7 protein-coding genes and 1 pseudogene are annotated in these 14,979 nt (G+C 68.7%); all 8 read right to left on the bottom strand.

Features of this window, described 5'->3' with window-relative positions:
• Positions 1 to 39 precede the first annotated feature (39 nt).
• The 8 genes and pseudogenes from ACWCRD_RS26500 to ACWCRD_RS26465 all read right to left on the bottom strand — a co-directional run bounded on the left by ACWCRD_RS26500 (position 40) and on the right by ACWCRD_RS26465 (position 14,908).
• Positions 40 to 1,341 (bottom strand): ricin-type beta-trefoil lectin domain protein, encoded by a 1,302-nt coding sequence (locus tag ACWCRD_RS26500; RefSeq protein ID WP_450968260.1) that lies wholly within the window; start codon positions 1,339 to 1,341, stop codon positions 40 to 42.
• Positions 1,342 to 1,386: 45 nt separating this feature from the next.
• Positions 1,387 to 3,375: an alpha-L-fucosidase gene (locus tag ACWCRD_RS26495; protein ID WP_450968259.1), complete on the bottom strand. Its 1,989-nt coding sequence runs from the start codon at positions 3,373 to 3,375 to the stop codon at positions 1,387 to 1,389.
• A 62-nt stretch (positions 3,376 to 3,437) separates the two neighbouring features.
• A complete protein-coding gene (locus tag ACWCRD_RS26490; RefSeq protein ID WP_450968258.1) occupies positions 3,438 to 5,846 on the bottom strand; it encodes a ricin-type beta-trefoil lectin domain protein in 2,409 nt (802 codons plus the stop codon).
• A gap of 107 nt (positions 5,847 to 5,953) precedes the next feature.
• Positions 5,954 to 7,435 (bottom strand): arabinofuranosidase catalytic domain-containing protein, encoded by a 1,482-nt coding sequence (locus tag ACWCRD_RS26485; RefSeq protein WP_450968257.1) that lies wholly within the window; start codon positions 7,433 to 7,435, stop codon positions 5,954 to 5,956.
• Between the two features lie 70 nt (positions 7,436 to 7,505).
• Entirely contained in the window at positions 7,506 to 9,149 is a 1,644-nt protein-coding gene (locus ACWCRD_RS26480) for a glycoside hydrolase family 27 protein (protein ID WP_450968256.1), read from the bottom strand.
• 53 nt (positions 9,150 to 9,202) lie between these two features.
• Entirely contained in the window at positions 9,203 to 10,636 is a 1,434-nt protein-coding gene (locus ACWCRD_RS26475) for an arabinofuranosidase catalytic domain-containing protein (RefSeq protein WP_450968255.1), read from the bottom strand.
• 266 nt (positions 10,637 to 10,902) lie between these two features.
• Positions 10,903 to 12,402: pseudogene (locus ACWCRD_RS26470) on the bottom strand (endo-1,4-beta-xylanase); the annotation flags it as partial.
• A gap of 55 nt (positions 12,403 to 12,457) precedes the next feature.
• On the bottom strand, positions 12,458 to 14,908 hold the full coding sequence (locus ACWCRD_RS26465; protein WP_450968254.1) for an RICIN domain-containing protein: 2,451 nt from the start codon (positions 14,906 to 14,908) through the stop codon (positions 12,458 to 12,460).
• Positions 14,909 to 14,979 lie beyond the last annotated feature (71 nt).

The raw sequence follows: 14,979 nt of genomic DNA, 5'->3' as shown, positions 1-14,979 counted from the left end.
GGGCCAGGGAGGCACCGTGCCGTCCCTGGCCCCGGCGTTTCAGTTCTCCAGGCGCCAGTGCTGGTTCGCGCCGCCCGTGCAGCTCCACAGCTGGATCTTCGTCCCGTTGGCGGTTTGCTGACCCGAGGCGTCCAGACAGAGCCCCGACTGCGCTGCTGTGACGGTGCCGTCGGGGTTCACGTTCCATTGCTGGTCCGCCTGCCCGCTGCAGTCCCAGATCGCCGCCGCGGTGCCGTTGCCCGCCGCCTGGCCGACGCCCAGGCACTTGTTGCCGTAGACGACCAACTGCTTTCCGGCGCTGTAGCTCCACCGTTGGTTGGAGCCGCCGTTGCAGTCCCACAGTTGTGCCTGGGTGCCGTTCGCGGTGGTGAAGTTGTCGATGTCCAGGCAGCGCCCCGACTGCTGGCCGACGATCTTCTGGTTGCCGGAGGGCGGCGGCGGGGGCGGGGGCGTGCTCGAGCCGAACTGGGTGAAGAACTGCCACACCGCTGCGGATGTCCAGGTGCGCCAGCCGTCACCGGTGGAACCGTCGATGGGACCGGGGTCGTGGCCCGCCCCGTCGAACGCGGCCCAGACGACGGGGTATCCGGACCTGCATCCGGAGTAGGTGGTGATGATGTGCGTCAGGCTGCCGTTGGCCGGCTCGGGCGGGTTCTGCGGGGTGCAGCCATTGGCCCGGACGAAGGTGTCGCGCAGTTCCCGTCCCAGTGAGATGGGCAGCACATTGTCCCTGAGGCCGTGCAGACCCATGTAGGCGATGGGCTGGGTGCCGCCGTTGCACCCGCTGAGGTTCGCGCCGGAGTAGACCGCCACCGCGCGGAAGACCGTCGCCCGGGAGCAGGCGAGGGCGTACGACATCGCGCCGCCGTAGCTGAAGCCGGCGGAGAACAACTGGGTGGTGTCGACGCACAGGCCCGATTCGATCTGGTTGACCAGGGCGTCGACGAAGGCCACGTCCTGGCCGCCGGGGTTGGCCCAGCCGTTGCCGTTGCCCTGCGGGGCGACGAAGATCGTGCCGTTGTTCGCGCTGTCCGCCAGGCGCCTGAGGCCGTAGTAGGACCAGTTGTACCCGTCCGTTCCGCCCGAGTCGACGTCGTTCGCTGTGCCGCCGCGCCAGTGGAAGCCGAAGATCAGCCGGTAGGGGTGGTTGTTGTCGTACCCGGCGGGGACCCGCAGGATGTAACTGCGGTTCTGGCCGCCGCTCTGAATCGTGTGGTTACCACTCGTCAGCGCCGGAGCCTTGCCGCAGCCGGTGCTCGCCGCCGCGGGTGCCCTGAGGCCGCTGCTGAACGAAGTGCCCGCAGTGGTCAGGACGAGAAGTAGCGCGGCCACAAGGGACATTAAGAGCGGTTTGCGTTTCATACACACCTTCTTCTGCCATCGGATTCAGACCGTGGTGATGGTCCATTCGTTGTTGGTGCTGGAGTTCGGCGTCCACAGCACCGTGGTGGAGCCGGTCGTGGTGCTGCCGCTGCCGTCGAGGGCGGTGCCGGTGCCGCGATTGACGATCTGGTAGCGGTTGTTGCCGAGGCTGTTCAGCGACCACTGCTGGTTGTTGCCGCCGTTCCACACCTGCTGGCGGGCGGGGGCGCCGTTGGCGGAGTTGCCGTAGCTGTCGGCGACCATGCCGTTGGTGCGGTTCACGATGCGGTAGTAGCCGTTGCCGAGGTCGATCAGCTGCCACTGCAGGTTGCTGCTGCCGTCGTAGTTCCACTGCTTGAGATTGGCGCCCGCTGCGACGTTGCCCCCGCTGTCGAGCACGAGCCCGCTGGTCACGTTGGCGATCTTCACCCAGGTCGTGGAGCCGCCCGGCGCCCCCAGGACGGGGATCTCACCGGAGAAGGTGAACTTGACGGTGTACGCCAGGGCGTTGAACGGCGGGTTCGCCGAGGGCATGGCGAGGTGCAGGCCGGAGGCGTCCTGGGTCGGTGCGGGCAGGTCGATGTAGGTGCCGGCGGTGTTGCCCAGCAGTTTGGCGCCGGTCAGGGTGCTGAGGTTGATCTGGTTCGAGTTCAGCGTCGTGATGGTCATCGTGCCGCCCTGCCAGCCCAGGGCCGTGGCGTAGAGCACCTTGTTGTCCCGGCTGCGGGTGAACCGGATGTCCTGCGGTTTGCCGGCCACCGGGCCGCTGAACGAGCCGCCGCCCATCTTGGTGGGGCCCTCGCCGTAACTGGTCCAGGAGCGGGTGCCGTAGACCGCCTCTCCGAAGCGGCCGAGCCAGTCGCCCATGGCGAGCAGGATCGACTGCTGCCCGGAGGGGATGGTGCCGTCGGCCATCGGGGCGATGTTCAGCAGCATGTTGCCGCCCTTGCTGACCCGGTCGATCAGCGAGTGCAGCAGGGCCTGCGTCGAGTAGTAGCCGATGCCGACCGTGTAGCACCAGCTGGAGGAGGAGATGCTGTCGTCGGTCAGCCAGTAGGGGGTGAGCAGTCCTGCCGGGCCGCCGCGCTCGAAGTCGAAGACCTCACCCTTGTTGTCGAGGCCGTCCTTGTAGGTCGCGACCACGTCCTTGTTCCATGCGACGGCCTGGTTGTAGTAGTGCGCGAGGAACTGCAGCCGGTAGGACTCCTGCACCAGGTTCAGGTCGAAGTCCTGCCAGACCAGGTCCGGCTGGTAGCCGTCGATGACCTCGACCAGCTTGTCGTACCAGAGCTTGTTCTCCGCGGCCGAGCCCTGCTGGCCGTAGAGGATCCGCAGCGTCGGGTCGGACTGGGCGGGCACGTGGTCGTAGTAGCCGTTGAAGTGGTAGGCGTGGTGCAGCGAGGCCATGAACTTCAGCCCCTGCCCGCGGATGGCCTGCGCGTGCAGCCCCACCAGGTCGAGCCGTGGGCCGTGCTGGATTGAGTTCCACGGGTTGGCGCGGCTGTTCCACATGGAGAAGCCGTCGTGGTGCTCGGCGACCGGGCCGGCGAATCTGGCGCCCGCGGCCTTGAACAGCCGCGCCCAGGCGTCCGGATCCCACTTGCCGCCCTGGGAGACGAGTTTCGGGGCGAACTGCACGTAGTTGCCGGCCTTGTCACGGGCGCCGTCGATGAAGTTGTGGTACGGCCATGCCGAGGGGTCGCCGTAGGTGGCGATGTGGTGCTGGTTCTCGGCCGAGCCGCCGACGTACATGTTGCGCGGATACCACTCGTTCCCGAAGGCGGGGACGCTGAAGACGCCCCAGTGGTAGTAGATGCCGAACTTGGCGTCCGGGAACCAGGCCGGGGCCGGGGGGTGCTGGTCCACGGAGGACCAGCTCGGGGTGTAGCTCGCGGGGCCGTCGGTCGCGGCGGCCTCGGGGGCGAACCTCAGCAGCCCGAAGGCCGTGGCCGCGCCGGCCGCCGCCAGCAGTCGGCGCCGGCTCAGCGGCAGGGAAGAGGAAGACGAAGACATGGGGGGCCTCTCGGAATTGACGGTGCGGGTGCGGAACTCGGGCTCGTCAGCCGGTGACGGGATCAGTCGCGTGTCCACTTCTGGTTGCTGCTGCCGTTGCAGGTCCACAGCTGCAGCAGGGTGCCGTTGGTCGTGCCCGCGCCGGTGGCGTCGAGACACAGGCCGGACTGGGCACCGGTGATCGTGCCGTCGGCGTGGAGCGTCCATTTCTGGTTGCTGCCGCCGTCGCAGTCCCAGATGTCCACCTTGGTGCCGGGGCTGGTGCCCTGGCCCGCCGCGTCCAGGCAGTCGCTGCCGTAGACGCGCAGCTCACCGGTCGAGGTGTCGGTCCACTGCTGGTTGCTGCCGCCGTTGCAGTCCCACAGCGCCACCTGGGTGCCGGCCGTGTGCGACTGGTTCGGCACGTCCACGCACCGGCCGGAGGCGGCCCCGACGATCGCGCCGGTCGTGCCGCCGTCGTTTCCGCCGCTGCCGGGGGTGATGGACAGGTTGTCGAACTGCGCCGTCTCGCCCTGGCTGGTTCCGTAGCCGATCTGCCCGGTCGCCCAGGTGCTGTCGTTCACGGACCCGGCCGTGGCACCGTCGATGACGGCGGTGATGGTGGTGCCGGAGAAGGTGAGGCCCAGGGTGTGCCACCGGTTGGTTCCCAGCGCCGCGGTCGTCCCGCGGGCCAGGGTGGAGACGGTGCCGCCGGTGTTCGTGCTCAGGACCGACCAGGCCCCGGTGTCGCTCACCCGCAGGCGGTATGCGTTCTGTCCTCCGGTGCGGTCGTAGTCGTGTGCGCCCGCACGGCCGATCAGTTCGGCGTAACCGGGCTGTTCGAGCAGCACGTCCGACGAGACCGTGTAGTTGCTCCAGCCCACATCACCGAGGAGGGCGTGCGGATCGGTCAGCGTGTCCCAGGCGATCGGCTTCTGCGGGCTCATCTGGCGCACGCACTTGCCGCTGCGGCCGCCGCCGCAGCCCACCGTCTCGAAGGCGCCCTGCCAGTCCATGAGGTACTTGGCCTCGGTGCCGGTGGCGTTGCCGTCGAAGGAGTCGCTGTACGGCAGCTTCAGCGCGCTCTTGGCGGGACCCGTGGCCGTGCCCTTGCCCTGTCCGGTCGTGGTGGTCAGGGTGTACAGGTGGCCGGGCTGGACGGTGAGACTGAAACCGCCGCCGGACGGGGTGATGTCCGCGGTGTGCACGAATTGGTCGGCCGGGTTGCCGGAGCCGACATCGGTGGACCAGACGTGGACGGTGCCGGTGGACAGTCCCCCGGTGACGTTGAAGTTCAGCGTCTGGGCGCTGCCGGCGTCCATCGTCTCGACGACCGTGGAGTAGTCGGAGTTGTCGGTGGATTTCAGCGACACGTAGCTGCCGTTGTTGCGGTTGCCGCCGATGTAGCCGCTGGAGGCATCCAGGTAGTGCCACCCCGGCGCGGTGAACTGGCTGGTGTGCGCCATCACCCAGGTGTTCTTGCCGATCGAGTAGGCACCGGACCAGGGCTGCGAGGCCAGGGCGAGGCCCATGGTGGGGTACGGCAGGTTGGGTGTGAGGGCGGCGACCACCGGCCAGTTGAGGTACGCGGTCATGCGTCCGTCGATGTATCCGCGGTTGATGCCGCGGGCCATGGCCTGCGCTCCCCCGTTGTAGTCGTCCGAGCCGTTCTCGCTCGCCCACAGGGGCTTGCCGGTCGCCATGGCGGCCGCCGGCACCGAGCAGTTGGTCTGGGCCGACCGGTAACCGCAGGGATAGTGCGTGCCGATGGCGCTCACCGCGGAGGCGAAGGACGCGTTGGAGTTGATGTCGTTGGCCACCCCCCAGTCGGAGTCGGCCGCGACGATCTTGACGTTGCCGTAGCCGTTGCTGTTGAGCGCGGAGCGCAGCTGCTGGTACCAGGAGACGTTGTAGCCCCGCTCGTTCCAACCGCCGAGGTAGTCGATGCTCAGACCGTGCTGCTTGGCGCAGCCCAGCCAGGAGAGCGCGTAGTTGACCATGTCGGTGGACCAGAAGTTCCCGCCGCCGATCCAGCCGGGCGCGCCCCAGGCCAGCCCGTACAGCTTGATGTCGGGGTTGCGCGCCTTGGCCTGCTCCATCAGCCACCATTCGTAGCCCCGGTTGCAGTTCAGGTCGGACCGCGTGTGCTGGTGGCTCGGTTCGGCCCCCGAGGTGGAGTTGGTGTCACCCCCGATCTCCGCTTTCAGGATCTGCAGGGAGGCGCCGTAGCCGGGCTTGAACAGGTAGTCGAGGATCTGGCCGCGCTGGGGCTCGGGATAGTCGATCAGGAGTCTGCTGTTGCCGCCCCCGCCGCTGATCGCGCCGACGCCGTCGAAGATCCGGCCGCCGGACGCGCCGTTGATCGTGATGGAGGTGGCGGCCCGGGCCGGCGCGGCGGCTGTGCCGACGAGGCCGCCGACGGTCAGGAGGAGGCCCGCGAGCACGGCTGTCGAGGGGCGCAGGTGTCGTAACAGCCGTCTGAATGCTGACACGGTGGGTTCCCTTCACAGGTGGGAGGCGCCCCGCGGCCGGGGTGGAGGGGCCGGCCGCGGGGCCCGGAGGCTGTGTGGTCGGCGGACGAAGAAGTTGGGTCACCGGGTCATTTCAGTGACCATTGCTGGTTGGACTGGCCGTTGCAGGTCCACAGTTCTACGGGGGTGCCGTTGGCCGTGGCGGCGCCCGTGACGTCCAGGCACAGGCCCGATGGGACGCTGGTGACGGTGCCGTCGGCGTTCAGCGTCCACTGCTGGTTGCTCTGGCCGTTGCAGGTCCAGGTGATGACCTTGGTGCCGGGGCTGGTGCCCTGCCCGGAGGCGTCCAGGCACAGACGGCTGCCGCCGGAGTCGACGGTGAGCTCGTGGGAGGCGGTCTGGGACCAGGTCTGGTTCGCGGCGCCGGTGCAGTCCCGGATCTGGGTCTGCGTACCCGGCGTCGAGGACCCGCCTGGCACCTCCAGGCAGCGGCCCGCGCCCACCGCGTGCAGCGCACCGGTCGTACCGCCGCCGCTTGTCACCCCGTAGCCGGCGGCGGTGACGGCGGCCTGGACGGCGTTCTCGGTGGCGTCGGAGGGGTAGCCCGCCGTCACCGCGCCTTCGAAGAACTCGCCGACGCCATTGGGACTGTTGTCGCCGCCGGTGCCGAGCAGGACCGAGCTGTCCACCTTCATCGGTGAGTAGCCGTTCGGCAGGGGGCCGGAGAAGGTGGTGGTCAGGCCGCCGCTCGTGCCGTTGCCGTACTTGAGGGTGAAGTTGGTGGTGCCGTTGTTCTTGAGCCATGCGCTGACGAACGGGTAGTGGACACCCTGGTTGTTCGGGTCCTTGTTGGAGCCGGTGTTGGTGTGGAACATGCCGTTCTCGAGGTCCGCCTCGACCCACGGCCCGCTGCCGGTGCAGCCGCCGAACCAGCAGGCGGTGCCCCAGTAGATGGCGTTCATGGTGGCGTTGCCGGTGTCGGTGTGGGAGTTCTCACCGCTGCCGTAGTCGAAGCAGCACCACTGGCTGGTGTAGTTCGACGACGTCACCATGTAGATGCCCTCGGGCTGGGATCCGGTGGGCACGCCGCTCGCGTGGTCGATCCGGTAGCCGACGCCGGGGGTGACCTTGACCCCGAAGACCTGGTGGCCGGCCGCGGTCACCGGCAGGGCCATGGCGTCCGCTCCCACGTCCGACCCGTTCGGGCCGGGGCCCTTCCAGTAGCCGCCCCAGGAGATCGGCATGTCGTTGTGCTTGGCGGTCTGGTCGTAGATCTTCGTGATCGTGCACGAGGTGCCCCGGCAGTACGACACCTGGGACGCCGCGTCCGCGTACCCGCCCGTGCCGAGCACCCCGATGTCGCGGTAGCCGTGATCGGAGGACCGCTGGATCTGGTACAGCGGCCCGTTGTACGAGGCGAAGAGCGCCCTGGTCGTGGAGTGCGCCGTCACGCAGGGCGTACCGCCCGCCGCGTAGATGTCGCACGGAAGCGACACGTCCGCCGCGGACACGGGCGCCGGTGCGCCGAACACGGCCAGGGCCATCGCCAGGGCGAGCAGGAGCACTACCGGAAACCGCCTGTGTCGGCGGTGGATTGCTGATCGGAGCACGGAAATCTCCTCTGTCGCGGTGCCGTCGCACTACGGCACCGAAGCTGCCGGTGGCCGTGGGGAGAGGGAGTCAGCCCAGCGTCCACCGCTGACTGCTGCTGCCGTTGCAGGTCTCCAGCTCGGCCAGGGCTCCGTCAGCCGAGGAGCCTCCGGTGACGCCCAGGCACAGGGCGGACTGGACGCCCTTGATGGTGCCGTCGGAGTTCAGCGTCCACTGCTGGTTGGTCTGGCCGTTGCAGTTCCAGATCTCCACCTTCGTCCCCGGCGTGGTCTGGTTGTTGTAGGCGTCCAGGCACATCTGGGAGTTGCCGGAGTAGACGGTGAGCTGGTTGGAGGCGTTGTGCGTCCAGGTCTGGTTGGCGCCGCCGTTGCAGCTCCAGATCTCCACCTGGGTGCCGGCTGTCGTGGTGGAGTTCGGTACGTCCAGGCACTTGCCGGCGCCCACCGCGTGCACCGCACCGGTCACGCTGGTGCCGCCGCCGCTGGTGCCGCCGGCGACCCGGTACATCACGGTGCCGTGGGCCGGCACCCGGGCGCTGATCGTGCCCGAGGTGGTCGAGGACGCCCCCGACCACAGGTCCGTGAGGGTGTAGGTGGATGCCCCGGTCTTGCCGATCGCGGCCGCGGTGGTGGTGATGGTCGCGGTCGAGCCGGTCTCGTTGAACAGCGCAACCGACACGTCCCCGTTCGCCAGCGGCTTCGCCAGCACGTCCAGGCCGCCCGAGGACGACACCATGGTGCCCTGTTTCCCGAGGGGGTCCTGGTCGACCGCGATCACCCGGGAGTTGGTGAGCGTGGACAGGGTGTCCGCACTGGCCTGGGAGATGTTGGTGCCCGCGATCAGCGGCGCGGCCATCTCCGCCCACAGGCTGAACTCACTGCGGCTCTCGGTGGTCGTCAGCGAGCCGTTGCCGACCTCCAGCATGTCCGGGTCGTTCCAGTGGCCGGGTCCGGCGTAGGAGGCCAGTCCGACGTTGCTGTGGAAGATCGACAGCATGCTGGAGTAGTCGGCCGTGATGTCCCCGGTGGTGCGCCAGCTGTTGCCCACGTCCGCGCCCCAGGTCCACACGTTCTCCTGGCCCCAGTTGCACAGGCTGAACAGGATCGGCCGGCCCGTGGCCGCCAGGGCGTCCCGCATCGCGGTGTACCGGGTCCTTGCCGGCACCCCGGTGTTGTTGCAGTTGTCGTACTTCAGATAGTCCACGCCCCACGCCGCGAAGGACTGCGCATCCGTGGTCTCGTGTCCGAGGCTGCCGGGGTATCCCGCACAGGTCGCGGTGCCCGCGTCCTCGTAGATTCCCAGCTTCAGTCCCAGCGAGTGCACGTAGTCCGCGGTGCCCTTGATGCCGTCGGGGAACTTGGCCGGGTCCGGCACCAGGCGGCCGCCGGAGTCGCGGTTGTGGGTCATCCAGCAGTCGTCGATGTTGACGTACGAATATCCCGCCGCCTGCATGCCGTTGGTGTGCATCGCCTGCGCGGTGGACTTGATCAGCGACTCGGAGACGTTGCAGCCGTACGCGTTCCAGTCGTTGAAGCCCATCTGCGGGGTGAGCGCCAGTCCGTTGCCGAGCGCGGCGGCGGGCTGCGCCGCGCCGAGGGAGACGAGGGGGGCGGCCACGGCGAGCAGCACGGCCGAGAAGGTGAGCGCCAGGGTTCTGCGCAGGGACAGCATCGGTGGGAGCGGCCGAAGGCGCCCGGCTCGCGCAGTGGTCATGGGCATAAGTCATCGGCTCCTGAGGCGAGTTGGGAGAAGTAAGTGTGAGGAGTTCAGCGGTAGCCGGCGGCGGCGATGTCGGCCTGCACCGCGTTGTCCGTCGCGTCGGAGGGGTAGCCGGCGACGATGGCTCCTTCGTAGAAGGTGCCGGCGCTCAGGTTGGCGCCGCCGCCGGGCTTGCAGCAGTCGCCGCCGCTGCCGAGGACGATGGCCCCTTGTTTCTTCATGGGGCTGTATCCGCCGGGGAGTGAGCCGTCCCAGAGGGTGGTCAGGCCGCCTGACTGGGCGTTGCCGCCCTTGAGGGCGAACCTCGACGTGCCGTTGTTCTTCAGCATCGCGGTGACGAACTTGTTCGCAAACGCCCGCTGGTTGGTGTTCCAGGACTGGCTGCCGCCGGAGTAGAGGCCCCATTCGAGATCGGCCTGCACCCAGGGACCGCTTCCCCGGCAGCCGCCGAACCAGCACTGGGTGCCGAAGTTGATCGCGTCCATCGCGCCGGCGGCGTCGGCCTTCCGGGTCGTCTCGCTGTTGCCGTAGTCGAAGCAGCAGCCGTTGTTGACATGGGTGCCGCTGGTCACCATGTACGCCCCCTCGGGTGCCGCACCGGTCGGCACGCCCGTGAGGTGACCGTCCCGCCAGTAGCTGTTCCCGGGGTTGATGTACAGCGAGTACGCCTTGGTGCCGCCGGCGGTCAGCGACTCGGAGGTCGCTTTCGCGGGGCTGCTCTGGCTCGATCCCGGGACCTGGGCCGAGCCCTGGTACCACAGGTCGTTGCCGTGTCCGGACTGGTCACGGACGACCGTGATCACGCACGAGGTGCCCGCGCAGAAGGAGTCCTGCGCCGCCGCGTCGGCGAAGCCCCCTCGCGTCAGCAGGCCGATGTCCCTGGTCGCGTTGTCCGAGGCGCGCCTGACCTGGTACAGGGAGCCGTTGTACGAACCGTAGAGCGCCCGCACGGTGCTGTGCGCGGCCACGCACGGGGTGCCGCCCGCGGCGTAGATGTCACACGGACCGGATCCGCCGGGCGGGGGCGGGGACGGGGGTGTTGGCGTGGTCCACTTCTGGTTGCTCTGGCCGTTGCAGGTCCACAGGACGACCGCGGTGCCGTTGGCCGTCCCCGTCCCGTTGACGTCCAGGCAGAAACCTGACCGGGCACCGGTGACGGACCCGTCGGCGTTCTGTCGCCACACCTGGGTCGCTCGCCCGTCGCACTCCCGGATGACCACCGGGCTCCCCGGAGCTGTCCGGTCGTCGTAGGCGTCCACGCACCGGGTGCCGTTCATCGTCCGCAGCTCGCCCGCCGAGGTGAACTCGAACGCCTGATTGGCCTGTTGGTTGCAGTCCCAGATCTCCAGCGCGGTTCCGGGCGTGTCGGCATTGCCCTTGACGTCCAGGCACCGCCCCGACGCCGTGCTCACCAGGGGTGCCGGCGACGCCGACGCCGACCATGTGGGCGCGGTCGTCAGCGACAGGGTGAGCAGTGCCATGACGCATACGGCAGCGGCCGACAAACGTGGCCGCCGAGTCATGGCGTATCCACAGAGAACCCTCAGACATCCCATGTCGCATAGGTGTCCCACAGGGCCATGACCCTGTCAATAGAGGCTGCGGGTCGATTCGGCAGGTCGATCCATCCCATGTTTCTCCTGGTCAGAGCGCCATGAGGGCAGGCCGAAACCCGCGTCCGGCGGCGGCCGCCGTGCCGGACGCGAGTATCCGTTCCGGGTGCCCTGACCGGGCGCCGATCACCTCACCTGAAGCTCCAGTGCTGGTTGGCTCCGCCGTTGGAGTCCCAGATCTGGACGGGGCTCCCGTTGGCGCTCTGCCCCCCGGGGACCTCCAGCGCCCGGCCGGAGGCCACGTTGATCAGGGTGTAGGACCCGTCGCCGTTCTGGGTCGCCCGCCAGTGCTGGTTCGCACCGCCGTTGCTGTCCCAGATCGTCATCCGCGTGCCGTTGCCGGTCTGGCCACCGGGCTCGTCCAGCACCCGCCCACTGGCGATGTTGGTCAGTGTGTACGAGCCGTCGCTGTTCTGGTTGGCCCGCCACTGCTGGTTCGCGGCGCTCCCGTTGGCGTCCCAGATCTGCACCGGCGTGCCGTTCCCGGTCTGCCCGCTCGGCACGTCCAGCACCCGCCCCGCGGAGGCCACGCTCACCTGGTACACCTGGCCCGAGACGATGCCGCCGCCGGGGTTCCCGGTGCCGCCGCCCAGCGCGGTCAGGGTCGCGTCGTAGGCGGGCTTCTTGTTGCCGTTGTTGTCGAACAGCAGCGGGTTCTCACCGGTGCGCCAGGAGTCGCTGTCGCGGATGCCCCACACGGTGATGCCGGTGCACCGCGCGACGTTCATGCACGCCTTGACGGTGTTCGCGTAGGCGCTTGCCGGCGCCTGCGCGATGTCCAGCTCGGTTATCTGTACGTCGACGCCCAGCGCGGCGAAGTTCGACAGCGTGGTCTGGAAGCTGGACGGCGGGCCGCCGGTGCCGAAGTGGGACTGGAAGCCGACGCAGTCGATGGGTACGCCGCGTGACTTGAAGTCGCGCACCATGCTGTAGACGCCCTGGGTTTTAGCGTCGGTCCAGTTCTCGATGTTGTAGTCGTTGTAGCAGAGCTTGGCGGAGGGGTCGGCGTTCCGTGCGGTGCGGAACGCCTCCTCGATGAAGCCGTTGCCCAGCACGTCGTGGAACACCGAACTGCGCTGCTGACCGCTGCCGCCGTCGGCGAACGCCTCGTTGACCACGTCCCAGGCGTAGATCTTGCCCTTGTAGTGGGTCATCTCCTGGGTGATGTGGTTGTCCATCACGCTGCGCAGGGTGTTCGCGTCCCTGATGGAGCCGACCCAGCCGGGCAGTTGGGAGTGCCAGACCAGGGTGTGGCCGCGCATCCGCTGCCCGTGCGCGGTGGCGTGGCTGACGATCTGGTCGGCGGGGCCGAAGTTGAAGTTGCCGCGGGAGGGTTCGGTGGTGTCCCACTTCATCTCGTTCTCGGGGGTGATCATGTTGAATTCCCGGTCGAGAATCGTGGAGTACGTCGAGTCGCCGAGCTTTCCGGCTGCCACGGCCGTGCCGAAATAGCGTCCGCTGTCGGCCGCAGCCGCGCCCAGCGTGCCGGATGCGGCATGCGCGGCGGGGCTCACCGGGCCGGCCAGGACCAGTGCAGCACCGGCTGCCAGTCCGGCGGCCAGGGCGAGGGCCTTGCGGGGGCGGGGCTCTTTGCCGAGCCCGACAGCAGGCAGGGGGGATGAGTGCTTCTTCATCGGCGTTCCTCACTGGTGCGGGACAGTGGGTGGGGTGAACGAGAACGAGAGCCGGTCAGCGGGGGGTGAAGTCCTGGTTGCTGCCGGCCGTGTTCTTGCAGGGCCATTGGTCGAGCTGCCGGCCGAGGTTGCTGGTGCCGCCGTAGACGTCGAGGCACAGGCCGCTGTTCTTGTTCTGGAAGGAGTACGAGCCGTCGGACTGCCGTACCGGCAGCCACAGACTCGCGGCCGCCCCGTCCGTGGCCTGCTGCACGATGTCGGGCGTACCGGCGGTCGTGGAGCCGCCCGACACCGCGACGGCCTGTCCGGAGTGCTGCGCCCGCAGTTGCCCGTAACCGCCCGAGGCCGGCACGAACTCGAACTGCTGGTTGCTCTGCCCGTTGCAGGTCCACTGGTCGATCGCGGCGCCCGCGCTGCCGGAGTTGCCGTACACGTCCAGGCACAGGCCGTTGCTGCCGATCACCAGCTGGTGGTAGCCAGTGGGGAAGCCACCGCCATCGCCCGACGACTGCACTCCCGCCTGCTCGATGACCTGCCTCGCGCCCTGCGGCCAGTTGGTGCCGCTGACCAGGACGTTGCCGGTGAGGACGTTGTTGTGCGGAGGACCGGTGGCGACGTAGGTGTTGCCGCCGTTGTACCAGTTGCCGGAGAAGGTGCTGTCGTCGGTGTGGTTGTTCGCATTGGCGTTGGTGAGCGCCCAGTTGCCGGCGTCCTGCACCACGTTGCCGGACACCTTCAGGTACCGGGAGCCCTCGTCCAGGTACAGCGCGGTGGTGCGGTGGTTGTCGTACATGTAGTTCTCGGAGATCACCGAGCCGGGCATGGCGGACAGGCTGTAGATGCTGCCGCCGTCGAACATCGCGTTCTTGGTGTCGAAGACCAGGTTGTGGGAGACGGTGTTGTTCTTCAGCGTCGTGGGGGTGCTGTAGACGGGCTGGTAGTTGTACGTGCCCCGGTTGGCGTAGTCCTGGCTGCCGCCGGGGTCGTTCATCCCCCAGCCCCAGCCGATGTCGATCCCGTCGTAGGGCAGGTGGTCGCACTGGTTGTGGGTGATCGTCACGTTGGTGACGTAGGTGGACAGGATGCCCGCGGTCTCCTTGTAGTCGGTGCCCACGCCGCTGACCTTGTTGTTGCTGATGGTGATGTTCTGGTTGGTCATCCGCGGGTCGCTGGGGTGGTGGGCGTCCGGCTGGATGCCGCCGATCTGGATGCCGCTGCCGGCGAGGTCGGTGAACGTGTTGCCGGTGACGGTGATGCCGTTCGCGCCGAGCCCGGTGCCGGAGGCCGTCGCGACACCGTCGTTGCCCACGCCCAGTCCGGCCTGGCCGAGTTCGGAGAACGTGTTGCCGGAGAAGGTGATGCCGGTGGCGGCGGAGACCTGTACGGCGGCGGGCATCTGCACCCAGTGGTTACGGGTGGCCTCGAACTGTGTGCACCCCGACTTGCAGGTGCTCAGCCAGTTGGCGGGCATCGCGTAGGCGCCGTTGATGTGTGCACCGCTCTGCTGGTCCGCGTAGCCGTCGGGTCCGCTCGGGCCGAGCCAGGAGGTTCCCGTGAAGCTGATGCCGGTGAACGCGAGGCCGGTCGCCGGTGAGTCGTAGCTGCCGCTGATGCCGAGCAGGCTCTGCAGCCGGGGCAGTTCCACGTCGAGGCCGTTCGGGTTCTGCCCGGGCTGGGCCCGGTAGTAGAGGTCGCCGGTGGACGAGTCGAGATACCACTGGCCGGCCTGCTTGAGGAACGCGTAGTTGTTCTCGAGGTACATCGTCCCGCCGGCGAACGGCGCGTTGATGGTGTCGTAGCCCCAGGAGTTGTTGTTCCACGCGGGCTGCTGCATGGTGATCGTTCTGCCGCTGATCGACTGGACCGGCGCGTAGCGGTCGGTGAAGGAGTTGATGCTCTCGACTTCCAGGTGCTTCTGGTCCGAGAGGCCGGCCAGGTAGTCGAGGGACGAGTCGGTGACCGTCAGGCCGGTCTGCGTGAAGGTGAAGCTGGAACGGGGCACCTGGATCGCCGCCCGCGGTGCCTGCTTGCCGTTCACGTACAACTGACGTGTGTTCACGCCGGTGCCGACGTGAACCGACCAGACATTGCTGTTCTGATCATGCACCTGCCAACCCGAGAGCTGCTGGGCGCCGCTCACGACCGGCTGCTGCCCGGCCACGGCCTGGTAGGTGATGGTGTGGCCGTTCTGGCCGCCGTCGCCGGAGCCGAAGGTCAGCGGCTTGGACAGCCGGTAGGTGCCCCCGGCCAGGTGGACCACGACGTCCGCGTCGGCCGAGAGCCGGTGCGCGGGCTGCTGCGCCTGCTCGATGGTGGCGAACGGCTGCTCGGCGGTACCGTTCCCGCCGGGAGCCGCATCCGGCGCCACGTACAGCTCGGCGGTCGACACTCGGCGCTCGGCGGGTGCCGCGTGCGCGGCCCCGGTCGTGGCCAGGCCCTGGGCCAGTAGGGCGAGCAGGGCCAAGGGGGCGGCCCAGAGGCCGTGGAGCGCTCTGGCTCCGGACATCGTCATCCTCCAGTGGGGGGTGCGTGAGGGCCCGTGGCCGGGCGGGGCCGGCCACGGGTCGGGAGCCGTTC

This window comes from Streptomyces sp. NPDC002092 (genome assembly GCF_053593775.1).
This window is presented reverse-complemented; position numbering and strand designations above follow the sequence as displayed.

What these genes read in the sequence shown, in the direction of transcription:
- ACWCRD_RS26480 (WP_450968256.1), bottom strand. Translation starts at nt 9,149, where the DNA reads ATGACCACTGCGCGAGCCGGGCGCCTTCGGCCGCTCCCACCGATGCTG.
- ACWCRD_RS26475 (WP_450968255.1), bottom strand. Translation starts at nt 10,636, where the DNA reads ATGGCACTGCTCACCCTGTCGCTGACGACCGCGCCCACATGGTCGGCG.
- ACWCRD_RS26500 (WP_450968260.1), bottom strand. Translation starts at nt 1,341, where the DNA reads ATGTCCCTTGTGGCCGCGCTACTTCTCGTCCTGACCACTGCGGGCACT.
- ACWCRD_RS26495 (WP_450968259.1), bottom strand. Translation starts at nt 3,375, where the DNA reads ATGTCTTCGTCTTCCTCTTCCCTGCCGCTGAGCCGGCGCCGACTGCTG.
- ACWCRD_RS26465 (WP_450968254.1), bottom strand. Translation starts at nt 14,908, where the DNA reads ATGTCCGGAGCCAGAGCGCTCCACGGCCTCTGGGCCGCCCCCTTGGCC.